The 17349-nt window shown below is 51.2% G+C and carries 14 protein-coding genes and 1 pseudogene; 8 read left to right on the top strand and 7 right to left on the bottom strand.

Translation table 11 applies throughout. The features are described from left to right. From BZJ18_RS17770 to BZJ18_RS05305, 3 genes and pseudogenes are all read right to left on the bottom strand, one after another. Positions 1-135, bottom strand: a pseudogene (locus BZJ18_RS17770) (IS256 family transposase); the annotation flags it as partial. Between the two features lie 517 nt (positions 136-652). Continuing rightward, positions 653-1264, bottom strand: coding sequence for an HAD family hydrolase (locus BZJ18_RS05310; RefSeq protein ID WP_077455606.1), 612 nt, complete (start codon positions 1262-1264; stop codon positions 653-655). Between the two features lie 27 nt (positions 1265-1291). Beyond that, positions 1292-2452, bottom strand: a complete 1161-nt coding sequence (locus tag BZJ18_RS05305) for a 2-octaprenyl-3-methyl-6-methoxy-1,4-benzoquinol hydroxylase (protein WP_077455605.1) — start codon at positions 2450-2452, stop codon at positions 1292-1294. A 304-nt stretch (positions 2453-2756) separates the two neighbouring features. Here BZJ18_RS05305 and miaB point away from each other — a divergent pair, with 304 nt between their 5' ends. The 6 genes from miaB to BZJ18_RS05275 all read left to right on the top strand — a co-directional run bounded on the left by miaB (position 2757) and on the right by BZJ18_RS05275 (position 8881). Continuing rightward, entirely contained in the window at positions 2757-4181 is a 1425-nt protein-coding gene (miaB, locus tag BZJ18_RS05300) for a tRNA (N6-isopentenyl adenosine(37)-C2)-methylthiotransferase MiaB (protein ID WP_069587386.1), read from the top strand. A 54-nt stretch (positions 4182-4235) separates the two neighbouring features. Beyond that, positions 4236-5312, top strand: coding sequence for a PhoH family protein (locus tag BZJ18_RS05295; protein ID WP_069587387.1), 1077 nt, complete (start codon positions 4236-4238; stop codon positions 5310-5312). Then, the gene (ybeY, locus tag BZJ18_RS05290; RefSeq protein WP_069587388.1) at positions 5309-5779 is read left to right on the top strand and encodes an rRNA maturation RNase YbeY; all 471 of its coding nucleotides are present in this window, start codon (positions 5309-5311) and stop codon (positions 5777-5779) included. The genes BZJ18_RS05295 and ybeY overlap by 4 nt, the downstream gene beginning before the upstream one ends. 18 nt (positions 5780-5797) lie before the next feature. Beyond that, positions 5798-6670, top strand: coding sequence for a CNNM family magnesium/cobalt transport protein CorC (gene corC / locus BZJ18_RS05285; protein WP_069587389.1), 873 nt, complete (start codon positions 5798-5800; stop codon positions 6668-6670). Continuing rightward, positions 6666-8231, top strand: coding sequence for an apolipoprotein N-acyltransferase (gene lnt / locus BZJ18_RS05280; RefSeq protein ID WP_077455613.1), 1566 nt, complete (start codon positions 6666-6668; stop codon positions 8229-8231). Before corC ends, lnt begins: the two co-directional genes overlap by 5 nt. 71 nt (positions 8232-8302) lie before the next feature. After that, on the top strand, positions 8303-8881 hold the full coding sequence (locus BZJ18_RS05275; protein ID WP_077455604.1) for a YSC84-related protein: 579 nt from the start codon (positions 8303-8305) through the stop codon (positions 8879-8881). A gap of 101 nt (positions 8882-8982) precedes the next feature. On the opposite strand, the gene BZJ18_RS05270 is transcribed toward BZJ18_RS05275, so the two are convergent. Beyond that, positions 8983-10137, bottom strand: a complete 1155-nt coding sequence (locus BZJ18_RS05270) for a DUF2066 domain-containing protein (protein WP_077455603.1) — start codon at positions 10135-10137, stop codon at positions 8983-8985. 251 nt (positions 10138-10388) lie between these two features. Between BZJ18_RS05270 and BZJ18_RS05265 the strand changes: the two genes are divergently transcribed. Continuing rightward, the gene (locus BZJ18_RS05265) at positions 10389-11639 is read left to right on the top strand and encodes a uracil-xanthine permease family protein (protein ID WP_077455602.1); all 1251 of its coding nucleotides are present in this window, start codon (positions 10389-10391) and stop codon (positions 11637-11639) included. A gap of 64 nt (positions 11640-11703) precedes the next feature. Here the strand turns inward: BZJ18_RS05265 and gltX are convergent, their stop codons facing one another. The 3 genes from gltX to zipA all read right to left on the bottom strand — a co-directional run bounded on the left by gltX (position 11704) and on the right by zipA (position 16273). Further along, positions 11704-13128, bottom strand: coding sequence for a glutamate--tRNA ligase (gltX, locus tag BZJ18_RS05260; RefSeq protein ID WP_077455601.1), 1425 nt, complete (start codon positions 13126-13128; stop codon positions 11704-11706). A gap of 105 nt (positions 13129-13233) precedes the next feature. Continuing rightward, positions 13234-15243 carry an NAD-dependent DNA ligase LigA gene (gene ligA / locus BZJ18_RS05255; protein WP_077455600.1) on the bottom strand — a complete coding sequence of 670 codons (2010 nt, stop codon included), beginning with the start codon at positions 15241-15243 and terminating at the stop codon, positions 13234-13236. Positions 15244-15358: 115 nt separating this feature from the next. Then, positions 15359-16273 (bottom strand): cell division protein ZipA, encoded by a 915-nt coding sequence (zipA, locus tag BZJ18_RS05250; RefSeq protein ID WP_077455599.1) that lies wholly within the window; start codon positions 16271-16273, stop codon positions 15359-15361. Positions 16274-16535: 262 nt separating this feature from the next. Here zipA and cysZ point away from each other — a divergent pair, with 262 nt between their 5' ends. Then, positions 16536-17294: a sulfate transporter CysZ gene (gene cysZ / locus BZJ18_RS05245; protein ID WP_077455598.1), complete on the top strand. Its 759-nt coding sequence runs from the start codon at positions 16536-16538 to the stop codon at positions 17292-17294. Positions 17295-17349: the final 55 nt, after the last annotated feature.

Below are 17349 nucleotides of genomic sequence, written 5' to 3'. Positions count from 1 at the left end.
CATCTCAGCAGCCAAAGCAGCTTCGGTGATCTGTTTAATCAACGGCGTTAGCAGTCCATCTTTCCCGTTGAGGCCCTGTCCAGATTGCAGTGCCTTAGCAAAAGCTTGAATATCAATTTCGTATTTGTCGGACATTGATGTATCACTCCCTGTTGAGGGTTAACTATAGGAGTGACACAGACTTTTGAACACTACCACCACCCACAGCAAAACCTCCTATCTCAAACCGACTTTTCGACTATCCATCAAAACGATCAGTTGTTCCATAAAGGCAAAGCTAAAACCTCATAGCACCGTAAAGTCACCATGGTCGTACCATGGTTCTTCTCGCTCGAAGCCCTTGGTAATACTGGCTTGTGCGACGGCTGCTTTTTGCATTTGTTGGATTTACTAGGATTCCTTTGCGCACAGAATTGTCATGCGATGAACCATAGATGGACCATGGGAAAAATTTTAAGGTTGATAAAGGGAGTCTATTTTTTGGAAAAAAGAGGCAATAGTAGGAAAGCAATTTTTAGGTAAAATGCTGAAAAATATAAAATTTTCAAACACCTAAAACGACGAAAGGCCGCTATAAAAGCGACCTTTCTATGTATGGTACCGGTGGGCGGACTTGAACCGCCACGCCCGAAGGAAACGGATTTTGAACCCACTACACCACGATTCCCAGCTTGGCGAGTTCTGCGCGGCATTGCTGTGCATCGATAAAGGGGATGCCCGCCATGCCTAGCGCTTTCGCACCTTCTACATTCGCGACCCTGTCATCCAAAAACACACAAGAGGCTGGATCGAGGTGGTAATCATCCAACAAGCGTTGATAAATGGCAGGCTCGGGTTTTAAGTACCCTACTTCGGCTGACACGATGGCACCATCGAACAGCGACCAAAACGCATAGCGCTGTTTTAAGAACGCCACAATTTCGCGCACATTATCGGTTAACGCATAAACACCGTATCCGGCCTGTTTGGCCGAGTGAAGTAACTCGACACTACCGTAAAGGCAAATTTGAGTCTGTTTAATGTAATAAAACAGTGCCTCAAGCTGCGCAGGACTTCGCGACGTTTCTTTGGCAAAACATTGCTTGGCTTGCGCTTCGGTGAGCGTGCCACGGTTCAGCGCTTGCCAAGTGTCACTGGGGAAGATTTGATTGGCATACGCGTGGGCATCCGCCGCGTCCCCTAAGGTTAGACGGATGATTTCTTCCGGTGACCAACGCACCATCACATTGCCAATATCAAAAATAATCGTCTGGTAGTTCACCATATCGCGTCCTTGCTCTTGTCGCGAAGATTAAAGCCCTAACGCATACTTCAATACATGTTTTTTCACTGGGCCACTGTGTTCGGCCAGTTTGAACACCGCATTGCGCGCCAGTTTTAAAGGCGTAATTCGATTGCTAAACGCGGCATAAAACACATCCATGCCGGTTTGCATCATCATGTTATCGGTGCGGCGTGCTTTCTCATAAGCTGTTAATGTTGCATTATCCTGCCAGTGTTCGCCTGCATCGGCACAGGCATCCAACAGGGCCGCTACATCTTTAAAGCCTAGGTTCACCCCTTGTCCTGCGAGTGGGTTAATGGTGTGGGCAGCATCACCAATCACTACAACGCCATGACGATGGTACTGCTGCGCATGGCGTCGCGTCAGCGGGAATGCGCCCCAGTTGACAGGCGTCACCTCGCCAACTTCGGCGGGGAAATTCGCCACAATCTCTGCTTTTAACTGCGCCGCATCTAACTGACACAATTGCTGAATACGTTGAGGGCTGTCGTACCACACCAAGGAGGCTTGCTGGCCGCATAGCGGCAAGAAGGAGCGCGGCCCGGAAGGGAAGAATTGTTGCCACGTGATATCTTGCTGCGGCGACGCGGTTTCAACATTGATCAGCATGCAATGTTGGCGATAGTCCCAACTGGTGATGCCAATCTTGGCGTAATCTCGCACTCGGGAGTTTGCGCCATCCGCACCAATCAACCACGGCGCTGTCAATGTGTCGCCGTTGTCTAACTCAACATAGTGTTGCTGCCCTTTTTGATGCATTGATGTAATCGACGCGGGCGAGAAAACGTGCAAGTTGTCATAGCGTGAGAATTGCTGCCAGAGTCCGAGTTGAATCAAACGGTTCTCGACCATATATCCCAGTTGGGGTAAGTCGAGTTGTTCTGCGCTAAAGCAGACACGGCTGTCTTCCGCTTCCCACGTTTCAAGGCGGCGATATGGACACACACGCATAGCTTCAATGTCCGTCCATGCCCCTAAATCGGACAGTAGCGCCACCGACGCATGAGAGATAGCCGAAACACGAAGATCCATTGGCTGTGAGGGCGAAAATGACTGGGGAACTTGGCGCTCAATCAATGCAACCTGACGCCCCTGACGCGCTAATCCCAACGCAGTGGCTGCACCCACCATGCCACCGCCAACAATAATGATTTCAAATGGGTTCATGACTATCTCTTTTTACCAGCAATGAGGGCATTCTACTGAAGGTTAACGAGAATTCGACCTAAATCAGATCAAATTGCGTCAATGTTCTTGGCAGTAACCACCATAAATGCGAGTCAGGTTGTGTCCTTTGTCAATGCCTTACCAAGATTGAAGGTTCTGAGGATCATTTCATCGGCCCTGTGATCTGGTCAGCGTTATTGGAAAGCAGTACAATACGCGGCTTGCCAAGCTGATTGACTGGTTAAAAACCACACAGCTTGAGGGGTAATGTCGACCATAAGATTAAAAACGAGCGTAAAGTTACATGGCTAAGAAACTGCTGATTAAAACCTGGGGTTGCCAAATGAATGAGTATGACTCATCCAAAATGGCAGATCTGCTCAATGCTTCCGGTGGTTACGAGCTGACCGAGCAACCAGAAGAAGCAGATGTTCTCCTCCTAAACACCTGCTCTATCCGTGAAAAAGCGCAAGAGAAGGTTTTCCACCAACTCGGGCGTTGGAAAACACTGAAAGACAAAAATCCAGATTTGGTGATCGGGGTTGGTGGCTGTGTAGCAACACAAGAAGGCGACCACATCCGTGAGCGCGCACCCTATGTGGATGTGATTTTTGGCCCGCAAACGCTGCACCGCCTTCCTGAGATGATCAAACAATCACGCTCAGATCATGCGCCCGTGATGGACATTACCTTCCCGGAAATCGAGAAATTCGATCGTCTTCCCGAGCCGCGTGCAGAAGGACCGACCGCTTTCGTTTCGATTATGGAAGGCTGCTCGAAGTACTGTACCTTCTGCGTGGTGCCTTATACGCGGGGTGAAGAAGTAAGCCGTCCGCTCGACGATGTCCTGTTTGAGATTGCCCAACTGGCCGAGCAAGGTGTCCGTGAAGTGAACCTGCTGGGACAAAACGTGAATGCCTATCGTGGTGAAATGCACGACGGTGAGATTTGTACCTTTGCCGAACTGCTGCGTTATGTGGCCGCGATCGATGGTATTGACCGTATTCGCTACACCACCAGCCATCCGGTTGAGTTTACTGACGATATCATCGAGGTGTATCGTGATACGCCGGAAGTGGTGAGTTTCCTCCACTTGCCGGTGCAAAGTGGTTCGGACCGTATTCTGACTATGATGAAGCGTCCGCACACCGCTATCGAATACAAGTCGAAAATTCGTAAGCTGCGTCAAGCGCGCCCTGATATTACCATCAGCTCTGACTTTATCGTCGGCTTCCCGGGTGAAACGGACCAAGACTTTGAAGCGACCATGAAGCTGATCACGGATATCGACTTCGATATGAGCTTTAGTTTTGTGTATTCACCACGCCCTGGGACGCCAGCTGCCGATATGCCTGACGACACCCCAGAGCAAGTGAAAAAAGAACGTCTGTACCGCCTGCAGCAACAAATTAACAGCCAAGCGATGCGTTACTCACGCCTGATGCTCAACACGGAGCAACGTATTCTGGTTGAAGGCCCATCTCGTAAGAATCTGATGGAGCTACGCGGCCGTACCGAAAACAACCGTGTCGTTAACTTTGAAGGCTCTGTCGATTTGATTGGCCAATTTGTTGACGTCAAAATTACTGAAGTGATGCCAAACTCGCTCCGCGGCGAGCTAGTTCGTACTGAAAAAGATATGGACCTGCGTGTCGCCGTCTCGCCAACCGAAATCATGGCGAAAACACGTAATGAAAACGAGCTTGGCGTTGGTGTATATACTCCTTAAGGAGTTCATCGATTCAAAGGCGCCGGGAAGCCGGCGCCTAAAGCGAGGATAACCTTGTCTAAAATTATCACTCTTGATCTTACTTTAGAGCCAGCCGATAACACCCGACTCGCCAATCTTTGTGGCCCGTTTGACGACAATATCAAACAATTAGAACGCCGCTTGGGTGTGGAAATTAATCACAGACACAATGCGTTTTCGATTGTTGGCAAGCCACATACCGCTAATGCCGCTGTAGATATTCTCAAGCATTTGTATGTTGATACTGCCCCAGTGCGTGGCAGCTACCCAGACATTGAGCCGGAAGCCATTCACTTGGCAATCAAAGAATCGGGCGTACTCGAGCAAACCACCGAATCAAGCATCCCATACGGTAAAGAGATTAATATCAAAACCAAAAAAGGGGTGATCAAACCGCGTACGCCAAACCAAGCGCAATATATTGCTAACATGGTTAGCCATGACATTACCTTTGGTATTGGCCCAGCGGGAACCGGTAAAACCTACTTGGCGGTCGCAGCGGCGGTTGATGCACTTGAGCGCCAAGAAATTCGCCGTATTTTGCTGACACGTCCTGCGGTAGAGGCCGGTGAAAAACTGGGCTTTTTGCCCGGCGATCTCAGCCAAAAAGTCGATCCTTACCTGCGCCCTTTGTACGATGCCTTGTTTGAAATGCTTGGCTTTGAGCGCGTTGAAAAGCTGATTGACCGTAACGTGATTGAAGTCGCGCCGCTGGCCTATATGCGTGGCCGTACCCTCAATGACGCTTTTATTATTCTCGATGAAAGCCAAAACACGACGGTGGAACAAATGAAAATGTTCCTGACTCGGATTGGCTTTAATTCGCGCGCTGTGATCACTGGTGACGTGACACAAGTGGATTTGCCACGCAACGCGAAATCAGGCTTACGTCATGCCATTGAAGTGCTCTCTGATGTCAAAGAAATCAGCTTCCACTTCTTTCAAGCTGACGACGTGGTTCGCCACCCCGTGGTGACGCGTATTGTTCAAGCCTATGATAAATGGGAAGCGGAAGATGCGCGCGCACGTAAAGAAGCCGAAGCGCGTCGTCGTGAGGCACGCGAAGCACAAATGAATACTGAACACAGCCAATCGCAGGAACAATCATGAGTTATTACGTGGATGTTCAGCTGGCGTGTGATAATACTGACGGGTTGCCTAGTGATGATCAGCTCCAAGCTTGGTTTGAACACGCCGTACGCAACGCGCGTGAACAAGCAGAAGTCACGATTCGTCTGGTTGACGAAGGTGAGAGCCAGAGCTTGAATCGCGATTATCGTGGCAAAGATAAACCCACAAATGTGTTATCGTTTCCGTTCGATGCCCCTCCCGGTATCGACATTGATTTGCTCGGCGATCTGATCATTTGCCGCCAAGTGGTTGAGCGTGAAGCTGAACAACAAGGCAAGCGACTGATGGATCACTGGGCACACATGGTCGTGCATGGCAGCTTACACCTGCTTGGTTACGACCATATTGAGGATGATGAAGCCGAGCAAATGGAAGCCTTAGAGCGTGACATTTTAGCTACCATGGGGGTGCCAGATCCCTATGCGAACGACTTCATTGAGCGTTAACTAACTGAATGAATTTGAATGAACGACGATAATTCGCAAAACGCAGACGGTCCGAGTAGGAAGACCTTCTTCGAGCGGCTAGGACAGTTTTTCCAAGCTGATCCTAAAGACAGACAGGAACTGGTGGATGTGTTCCGCGATTCAGAGCAAAACGCCCTGATCGACCATGACACAAGAGACATGCTGGAAGGTGTCATGCAAATCTCCGACATGCGTGTTCGAGATATCATGATCCCCCGCTCGCAGATGGTAACCGTTGAACGATCGCAGTCTTTGGAAGCGATCATTAATATCATCATTGATGCCCAACACTCGCGTTATCCTGTGATCAGCGATGACAAAGACCATGTTGAAGGCATCTTACTTGCGAAAGATCTGCTGCGCTATTTGCGCCCAGATGCCGAAAACTTCGATATCGAGAAGGTGTTACGCCCTGCCGTAGTGGTACCTGAGAGTAAACGTGTTGACCGCTTACTCAAAGAGTTCCAAGAAGAACGCTACCACATGGCGATCGTGATCGATGAATTTGGCGGTGTATCGGGCGTGGTCACCATTGAAGATATCTTGGAAGAAATCGTTGGCGAAATCGAAGATGAGTACGACGAGGACGACGAACAAGAAATCCGTCAGCTAAGCCGCCATACCTTTGCGGTAAAAGCACTGACCACGTTAGAAGACTTTAATACACACTTCGGCAGTCAGTTCCAAGACGATGTGGTAGACACCATCGGCGGCTTGGTTATGACCAGCTTTGGCCATCTGCCCGATCGCGGCGAGGAAGTGGATATCGAACATTTCCACTTTAAGGTGACCTCGGCAGACAGCCGTCGTATCATTCAGCTACAAGTCACCATTCCTGACAGTAGCGAACCTCAAAGTGAAAGCGATTAATCACATTGTGCGTCAAATTGGGCAGCCCCTCGCGGCTGCCCTGCTTGGTGCCAGTGCCACCCTTGCCTTTGCCCCCTTCTCTTACTGGCTGCTAATGCCGGTATCGCTTTGGGGTCTATTCCTGTTGCTCCAATCCGCCTCTCCCAAAAAGGCCAGTTTGCTCGGCTTTTGCTGGGGGCTAGGTCAATTTGCCACCGGCGTCAGCTGGGTGTATGTCAGTATCGATCATTTTGGAGGTATGCCCGCCATAGCTGGCTTGTCCTTAATGGCGCTGCTGGTAATGTATCTTTCGTTGTATCCCGCGTTATTCGCCGGTGTGTTAGCGCGCTGCTCGGTACGCCATGCCGCGATTAAGTGGCTGATTCTTGCGCCTAGCCTATGGCTGGTGGCCGATGGGTTACGGGGCTGGGTCTTCACCGGTTTCCCGTGGCTGTGGCCCGGCTACAGCCAAATTGATAGTCCTTTAGCTGGCGTGGCGCCAGTGCTCGGTGTGCAAGGCATCACTTGGCTGCTGGTGCTAATGGCAGGGTTGGCGACTTTAATCACGCCCAAATGGGGCGCTTGGCAAGGACGCAAGCAGTTAGCTGGTCTCGCGGCGATCGCTGGCCTATCCGCGTGTGCCTACGGACTTAACACCATCCAGTGGGTTGAAGCACATCCTGAGAAACAACAAACGGTTTCACTGATCCAAGGCAATATTCCCCAAGCGTTAAAGTGGCGTCCCGATCAACGCTGGCCAACCTTAATGAAGTACCTAGACCTCACCCGCCAACATTGGGATAGCGATGTGGTGATCTGGCCAGAAGCGGCTATTCCGGCGTTGGAGCGTGACTTACCTCGCTTTTTTGAGCAATTAGATACCGCCGCGAAAAATAACCACACCACGGTCATTACCGGCGTGTTAGACCAAAATGCGGCAGGGCAATATTTTAATAATGTGATTGCGGTTGGCGCCGATACGCCTAGCTATCAGTATCCCGCGCCGAAGCAATACAGCAAGCATCATTTGCTCCCGTTTGGTGAATTCGTTCCCTTTGAGTCGTTACTGCGTCCGCTTGCACCTTTATTTAATTTGCCCATGTCTTCGTTCTCACCGGGCGAGGCCATACAACCGGCATTGCCAGCCAATGGTTTGGCCTACATCACGGCGCTTTGCTACGAAATTGCGTTTCCAGCGCAAATTCGCGCCAACTTGACGCCGGACAGTAACGCGATTATCACTTTGTCGAATGATGCATGGTTTGGCCGCTCAATTGGCCCATTGCAGCATTTAGAAATTGCGCGGATGCGCGCGCGTGAGTTTGGCTTACCGGTCATTCGTGCCACCAATAATGGTGTGACTGCGATTATGGATGCACGCGGCAATATTCAGCAATCCCTCCCGCAGTTTGAAACCGGTGTGCTTACCACCACCGTCACCAGCACTGTGGGTCTCACCCCCTATCGCCAATGGGGTAATACCCCGCTTTGGATTTGGGTGGTGATAAGTGGGCTTATTGGCTGGCGATATCGCGGCCAGCCTTGTCATCGCACCCCACGGAAAATTTCCACACGCGCCTGACATTTGTCCGCCTAAACTGACGTAACGTGTGATGTGAAAGACTCACTTTGATGACGAAGAGGGATAAAAACATGTTACGTCGTTCTTATGTATGGTTGAGCATGGCATTAGTGGCACTGACCGCCCTAGTGGGCTGTGCTACCCATTCTCAGCAGGATCAAATTAGCCAAGCAAACCTGGCACGCGATCAGTTTTATCAATATCCGCAAACCCAACCCTTTTTTGATAACGCCTATGGCTATGCCGTGTTTCCTTCAGTCGGTAAAGGCGGCTTTTGGGTGGGCGGCGCATACGGTAAGGGTGTGGTCTACCGCCAAGGTCAGCCGGTCAGTGCAGCCGAGTTAAAGCAAGTGTCGGTCGGTCTTACTTTTGGCGGACAAGCCTTCAGCGAAATCGTCTTTTTTGAAGATCAAGCCGCGTATGACCGCTTTATGAAAGGACAAGTAGAGCTGGGCGCACAAGCCTCCGCGACTGCCTTAACCGAAGGCGCCTCTGCGCAAGCCGGCACCGCAGGCACCTCGGCGTCAGCCAGCAACCGTCAATCAAAAGCCTATTACGTTAATGGTCTGACTGTCTTTACCCATGCTAAGGGTGGCCTGATGGTCGAAGCGGCACTTGCAGGTCAGCAATTTAGCCCGGCCAGCTGGTAGTCGCAGCGATGAACCATCTATCTTAAACGGGACAGCCAAACGAAAAAGGCCAGCGTCATACGCCGGCCTTTCTATTCGTGTCGTGTGTCGTCGGCATGCGGTTACGAAGACTGCCAAACAAACCACAGTGTCGTGTCATCCTCAGCCAAAACATCTCCTTCGAGTGTCTGCTCATTGTTGAGTCGAACGCCCTCGTCCGAGCTATCTAATGCTGAACCGGCTGGCTGCTGTGGTGACGTTTCCATCTTCTCATTACCCGCATAATCGAGCCGTTCTTGCGGGGTCATAAGACGGATTTCGCGATTCGCGGTCAGCTCGTTAATCAGTGCTTGTTGTGACGCAGCTAAACGTACCGTAAATCGCAACGCATCTCCTTCGAGCTCCGCTAGATGTGCGCTTTGTAGCGCATTTAATCCCGCTAATGTGCGCTCTAGCTGGACATAATCATCACCACCTTGTACGCCTGCAATCGCCAACGTCACCGCTTGACTATCATCATTTTGATCAAACACCACGGCAGTACGGGTCGCATAATAATCGGCAACCGCATTGATCATGGCCGCACTGTCACCTTGCCCGCGCTGTTGATCGGCTTGCAAGTCGCTCGCATCGGGGAAAAATTGCCAACGTATGCCCTGCGGGGTCAGTTTGGCAATCACAATACCGTCCGCTTGATAGCGCTGACTTGCATCGCTAACCGGACCAATAAAGCCTCCCCAAAGATCACTGGCAGAGATAGCCATCAGATCATCAAAATCACCCACCGGCACCAATACGGGCAAACCACGCTTGGCAGCACTGTCTCGCAAGGCGTCAACCAAAGCCACATCGCTTTGTTCCCACACAATCTCGCGTTCAGCACCACGATCGTCCACCAGCCATACTAAGACGGACGGACGCGGCGTACCCCATAAAGGCAACCCCGCATCACGCAGCAGCGCTTGCACTTGCTGGCTATCAAAGCCCACTTCAAGGGTCCGTACCGATTCATTGTTCTCCGTACGCGCCGTTTCACCATACCCTAACTGGGTGATCAAACCATCCACATCATTAAGACGATTCTGCACACTGGGATTATCGGCAATGTCACGTTGTCCCGAGACTTTGACCAACACATCCAGCAAGCCTTGTTGCTTAGCCGCTTGTTGCGATGTTTGAGCGCCGTTATCTAACGGTACGCTTGCATGGTACAAATTACTGGCAAAGGCACTGGGTAGCCACAGCATAGCCATCACGGCCATTACAAATCGGATCATAGTTTTTCCACATTGATTGATGGGATGTTGGGATCATAAGCGCTCTTGTCCTCTCTCAGCAATGCTCTTACCTAAAAAAGACCAGATTCCTAACCGCTAGCTCACATAGTCCTCTCAGCGCGCTGGGTCTCGCCACTAAAGTGCAATCCGTTACATTGTTTTTTTGCTACCGATCTCACATTGATAAATATGACAAGCATCACATCTTGGCTTTGTGCTAACATCTCGCGATTTTTTTTGGAGGTGAGACTATGATGCAAGTTTTACAAGGCGCACAGATGCTATTTGTTGCATTTGGCGCATTGGTATTGGTGCCATTATTAACCGGGCTTGACCCCAATGTGGCCCTCTTTGGTGCCGGTATTGGAACCCTGATTTTTCAACTTATCACCCGTCGCTCCGTCCCCATTTTCCTCGCCTCTTCTTTCGCTTTTATCGCTCCCATTCTTTACGGTGTTAACAACTTTGGTATTCCCGCTACTATGGGCGGTCTAATGGCGGCTGGGGTGGTTTACCTGATTATGGGCGGCATTATCCGTGTCAAAGGCGTCGACATTATTCACAAGTTGTTGCCACCTGTGGTGGTGGGTCCTGTCATTATGGTGATTGGTCTGGGGCTTGCGCCAACCGCGGTCAATATGGCGTTGGGGAAAAGCGGCGATGGCGGCACGCAAATTATCGCCGGTGATGTTGCGATTTGGATTTCGTTGCTATCGCTGCTGACCACCATAGTGATCAGTGTGTTTGCTAAAGGCTTCTTTAAGTTGGTGCCGATCTTGGCGGGTATCGTGGTGGGATATATCGCCAGCCTCATCATGGGTGTGGTCGATTTCAGCGCTGTGACTCAAGCAAGCTGGTTCGCCATGCCCGCCTTTACACTGCCTGAATTTAATATCAACGCTATCTTATTCATGATCCCCGTGGCGATCGCTCCCGCTGTTGAGCATGTGGGCGATATGCTGGCGATTTCGAATGTCACCCGCAAAGACTACCTGAAAAAACCCGGTCTTCACCGCACCATGGCAGGTGACGGTGCCGCGACCATTGCCGCGTCTTTGTTCGGTGCACCACCTAACACCACGTACAGCGAAGTCACCGGTGCCGTGATGCTCACCAAAGCGTTTAACCCAGTGATTATGACCTATGCTGCATTAACGGCGATTGTGTTGGCCTTTGTCGGTAAGCTGGGCGCGGTGTTACTGACCATTCCTTTGCCTGTCATGGGCGGGATCATGATCTTGTTATTCGGCTCTATCGCGACGGTGGGATTAAATACCCTGATCCGCAATCAAGTCGATCTACATGACTCTCGCAACCTCGCGATTGTCGGTGTGACCTTGGTCTTTGGTATTGGCGGGATGGCCTTTGGCATCGGCGATTTCAGCTTACAAGGCATTAGCCTGTGTGGTCTGGTCGCGATTGTGCTCAACCTTGTGTTGCCACGTAAAATGGGCGAAAACCATATTGTTGACAGTGCGCAGATGGAAGAAGGCTCGCACTAATCCCCGATCGAAAAAGGGCGCCTAGCGCCCTTTTGGATTTTCCCACCTAAGGTGGTTGGGTTGATTAACCTTGCGCCGCACGCGCTTCAACAAGCTTAATCGCTTGCTCAATACGCGCGACCACACGGTCTTTACCAATCAGGTGCATGACCGCATCCACAGAAGGCGACTGACCACCACCAGTGACCGCAACACGCAATGGCATACCCACTTTGCCCATGCCCACATCCAAGTCGGTACAGGTATCGGCGATCACCGCTTTTAAGGCATCCACGCTCCAGTCTTGCAGCGCTTCAATTTTGCCTTTCGCCACTTGTAATGGCTCTAGAGCCACCGGACGCAGGTGCTTTTTCGCCGCTGCTGGATCGATCTCATCAAAGTCTTGATAGAAGTAACGGCTTTGCTCCGCCAGCTCTACCAAGGTATGACAACGCTCGCCGACCAGCTGGATCACGTCGGTGATGGCCGGGCCTTGGCTAATGTCGATACCAGCTTGATCGAGGTGCCACTGCAGGTGCTGCGCGACCTCTTGCGGGTCGGCGTGCTTAATGTAGTGGTTGTTCAACCACAGCAGCTTTTCAGTGTTAAACGCTGAGGCTGACTTGCTGATCGCTTCAAGGCTAAACAGTTCAATCATCTCATCGAGCGAGAAAATTTCTTGGTCACCATGTGACCAGCCCAAGCGCACCAAATAGTTCAGCAACGCATGAGGCAAGAAGCCCTGATCGCGATATTGCATAACGCTGACCGCACCGTGGCGCTTAGACAGTTTCGCACCGTCATCACCAAGGATCATCGAGCAATGCGCAAACTCAGGAACCGGTGCGCCCAGCGCTTTGTAGATATTGATCTGACGTGGTGTGTTGTTGATGTGGTCTTCACCACGCACAACTTGGGTGATCCCCATATCCCAGTCATCCACAACCACACAGAAGTTGTAGGTTGGGCTGCCGTCGGTACGGCGGATAATCAGATCATCCAGTTCACTGTTCGCAATTTCAATACGGCCGCGGATCTTGTCGTCAAAGACAACCTTACCCTCTTTCGGGTTGCGGAAACGGATCACATGCGGGTCATCCGCCTTGGCGTTTTGATTCGCTTCAATCACTTTTGGATGATCAGCGTCGTAGCGTGGCTTAAGACCGTCTGCTTTTTGTTGCTCACGGATCTCATCGAGCAGCTCTTTCGGGGCATAGCATTTATAGGCTTTGTCTTCCGCCAAAAGTTGGTCAACAAGCTGGTTATATCGGTCAAAACGCTTGGTTTGATAATAGGGACCTTCATCCCACGTTAAACCCAACCATTCCATCCCTTCTAAGATGGCGTCGATGGCCTCTTGGGTTGAACGCTCAAGATCAGTATCTTCAATACGCAATACAAATTGACCGCCTTGGCTGCGTGCTGCTAGCCAAGAATAGAGTGCTGTACGCGCACCGCCCACGTGCAAAAAGCCGGTTGGGCTGGGGGCAAAGCGGGTTTTGATAGTCATTAGGATCCCTATCCCAGTGGTGAGAATGATGAGTGACAGTTAGTTTACCAGTACAGGTAAATTCCACAATCGAGGCCACGGGATTCCCCCGAAGCCTCGCGGTATTTATTGGTTGATCAGTGCCAGCATGCCGTCTTCATCTAACACGGTCACACCTAAATCTTGCGCTTTGGTCAGTTTCGAGCCAGCGGCTTCACCGGCAATCAAGATATCTGTTTTCGCCGATACGCTTCCGGTCACTTTAGCCCCTAACGCTTGCAGCGCGGCTTTTGCATCCGTGCGCGACATTTGCGACAAGGTACCAGTCAACACGATAGTTTTCCCTGCCAAAGACTGTGCTTGCGCATCCGTTTGTTGGGCCACTTCCGGCCAGTGGATACCAGTTTCCAACAGTGCATCCAACACATCTTGGTTGTGGGGCTCGGCAAAGAAGCGAACAATATGGCCCGCCACAATCGTCCCAACATCAGGGACCGCAATCAAGGCTTCTTCATCCGCAGCGCGCAGCGCGTCGAGGGTTTTAAAATGTGTGGCCAGATTTTGTGCCGTGGCTTCGCCAACCTCACGGATCCCCAACGCATAGATAAATCGAGGCAAGGTGGTCGCTTTGGCTTTTTCTAGCGCATCAATCAGATTTTGTGCTGATTTTGGCCCCATTCTATCCAAGGCGGTGACACGGCCCGCCGTGAGGCGAAACAGATCAGCGGGGGTATGAATCAGCTCTTTTTCAATCAGCTGCTCAACGATTTTATCACCGAGGCCATCAATATCCATCGCCTTACGCGAGGAGAAATGCTTGATGGCTTCTTTACGTTGCGCAAGGCAAATTAACCCGCCAGTACAACGCGCCACGGCCTCACCCTCAACACGAGTGACCGCAGAATCACAGACAGGACAGGCTGTTGGAAAAACAATCGGCTGCGCATGTTCAGGACGGCGACTTTCTACCACACCGACCACTTGTGGGATCACATCACCCGCGCGACGGATCACCACGGTATCACCGATATGAACGCCTAAACGCTCAATTTCATCGCCATTGTGTAGGGTCGCATTGCTGACCGTCACGCCCCCGACAAAAACAGGCGCCAGTTTTGCGACCGGTGTGATGGCTCCTGTCCGTCCCACTTGGAACTCAACATCGTTGAGGGTGGTAATTTCTTCTTGAGCTGGGAATTTATACGCAATCGCCCAGCGGGGAGCGCGCGCAACAAAGCCTAAGGTTTGCTGGCTTTCAATGCTGTCGACTTTTATCACCACCCCGTCAATTTCATAGGGCAATGCATCACGTCGGGCTAAGATGTCTTGGTAGTAGCGTTTGACGCCAGCTAAATCCGTCACCTGTTTGACTTCAGGGCTAAGCGCTAGCCCCCACTGTTTAAGCTTTTGCAGGCGTTGGAACTGCCCTTCGCCAAACGGTGTCGACATAATGCCAACGGCATAGGCGTAAAAACTAAGCGGACGGCTGGCGGCAACTTTAGGGTCCAGTTGACGCAGACTACCAGCGGCAGCATTGCGCGGGTTGGCAAAGGTTTTATCCCCTCGCTTGAGGGCCGCTTCATTCAGTGCTTCAAAGCCCGCTTTAGGCATAAAGACTTCACCGCGCACCTCAAGGCGCATCGGCCAATCTCCCGCCTGCAACGTCAACGGGACGTTACGAATCGTTTTCACATTGTGGGTGATGTTTTCACCTGTGGTGCCATCGCCTCGGGTCGCAGCTTGGACCAAGACACCATTTTCGTAAATCAAGCTAACCGCTAAGCCATCAAGTTTTGGCTCACAGGTATAGGTGACCGGCTCGCCATCACCGAGTCTGTCTTTAACGCGGCGTTCAAAGTCAGCCAGATCGTCATCACTGAAGGCATTGCCCAAAGATAACATCGCCAACTCGTGGGTCACTGTCTCAAACGCGCTAAGCGGTGCGCCACCCACACGCTGACTCGGCGAATCAGCCGTCACCCATTCAGGATGCTCAGCTTCAATGGCCAGCAACGTTTGCATTAAACGATCGTACTCCGCGTCCGGCAGCTCAGGGCTGTCTTCGACATAGTAACGATAGGCATGGTAGTTAAGCTGATGCTTCAACGCATCCAGTTGTTCTTTGCTGTAAGCCATGATTGATCTGTTGTGACTGATTGAGTGGCAGGCAAGTATATACGTATTAACGGCGAAGATGGAGATGTGTGCGAGCAGGTGGTTGGCCGATGAACAATCACCGACCAACTTCGACCTATGCAGAGAAGGCTTTAACCCGCTCTCGGTACTCGTCAAGGCGAGACGGCGTCATCATGGCGCGCGCATCGTCAAGCACCAGCCCGCCAAGCTCATCAGCAATCTGCTGCGCGGTTTGTAGCATCAGTTTGAAGTTTTGTTCAGGCTCACCATAACAAGGCAGAGTCATAAAGAAGCTAATTCCCGGCGTTTCAAAGCCATCAATATGACCGATATCAAAGGTGCCTGGTTTTACCATGTTCGCGACACTAAACAGCACCTTGCCTGTGCCTGACGGATCGGAATGACGGTGATAAATCCCCATATCACCAAAGCGCAGACCATGCTGTTCAAGGCTGTTGGTTAAGTCAAGACCGTTGAAAATGGCATTGTTGTTGGCATGAACATGCAAAACAAGCACTTCAGTTTCATCTTCCGTCTCAGCGGCTTCAGCTTCATTTTGCTCAGCGTCATGCTCGGCAGTGTCTGGTTGCGGCGTGTCATCACTGACCGGCGCAGTATCCTCACCACCTTCTGCTTGATGGGCGGCAAAGGGCGCGGCGGATTGCTCGCTAGCAGCAGGCTCAGGGGCATCATCAGCCGCCGACATGGATGGAAAAGCAGGCTCGACGGGGTCTGTCTTCGCCGATTCGTCGGCGAATAAGGGGTCGACATCGGGTTTATCACCAAAACTAACCGCTGGCTCTTTGCGGCTGGGTTTCGGATTGTCGCCAGAGGCGCTTTTGACGACTCGGACTGCGCCTATCCCGTCTTGATCAAACCCTTGGTCGTCTTTGCTGTCATCCAATTTTCCCAGCGGCTTTTCACCAAACTTGGTGCTCTTTTCTTTCTTATTGGTCCAGAGGCCATGCAACAGCAAAGCTGCAATTGCTAATGCTCCCAAAACAATCAGTACAAGGCGCAATTCCTGCATCGTCGATTCTCAAATCTGTGTTTGTTCAGCGTATTGATTAGCTTATGGCATAGCGTGCGCAGATACGCAAACGCTTTGTCGATCATAAGCGGGCCACATTGACTAACGCAATGCGTAATCGGTCAACTTAGTTAACTGTATCAAAAGTTGGGGAGAATTTAACGAATACAGCGACAGAAATGCGTAAAGTTTCCACGCATTTGACCGTTGTCAGCACCTCGGTTGGGCCAGTAGTATAACCCCAAATCAAAAAGGAGATGTCATGACCCACCGTGTTCATCCTCAGCCTCGAAGCGGGGCTGGCTATTTGTTACAAGGTTTTTCACTAATGCTGACGCCGGGACTACGGCGTTTTGTCGTGATCCCGATTATCGTCAATGTGTTATTGATGGGCGGCGCATTTGCTTATTTGTTGTCTCAATTTGGCGATTGGATTGATACTTGGCTTGCGACCCTCCCAGAATGGCTATCTTGGCTGTCGTTTGTGCTTTGGCCGCTGGTCGTGATTGCTATCTTAGTGGTGTTTTCCTACTTCTTTAGCACTTTAGCTAACTGGATTGCAGCACCATTCAACGGTTTATTGGCGGAACATTTAGAGGCCAAGCTGACCGGCGCCCCCTCGCCCAATGACGGCATGCTCGATGTGGTTAAAGATCTGCCACGGGTAATGAAACGCGAATGGCAAAAACTGATGTACTACATTCCCAAGGCGCTGGGGTTGCTGCTGCTATTATGGATCCCCGCCTTAGGCCAAACACTCGGTCCTGTGTTGTGGTTTGTATTCAGTGCTTGGATGATGGCCATTCAATATTGTGACTATCCGTTTGATAACCACAAGGTGGCCTTCCCCACCATGCGCGACAGCCTGAAACAACGCAGAGGTACATCGCTCAGTTTTGGGGCTGTGGTGATGCTGTTTACCATGACGCCAATCCTGAACCTGTTAGTCATGCCTGCTGCCGTATGTGGCGCCACCGCATTATGGGTCGACACTTATAAGTCGCGACTCGGGCGCTACTAGCTGGTTGTGACCTTACCCAAAAGCCTCTACGCTCAGAGAGAAAAGCTCACAATTT

Source organism: Salinivibrio sp. IB872 (genome assembly GCF_001995345.1).
In the GTDB taxonomy this organism is placed as follows: domain Bacteria; phylum Pseudomonadota; class Gammaproteobacteria; order Enterobacterales; family Vibrionaceae; genus Salinivibrio; species Salinivibrio proteolyticus.
Note: the sequence above shows the minus strand (reverse complement) of the source record. Positions and strands in the feature narration are given on the sequence as shown.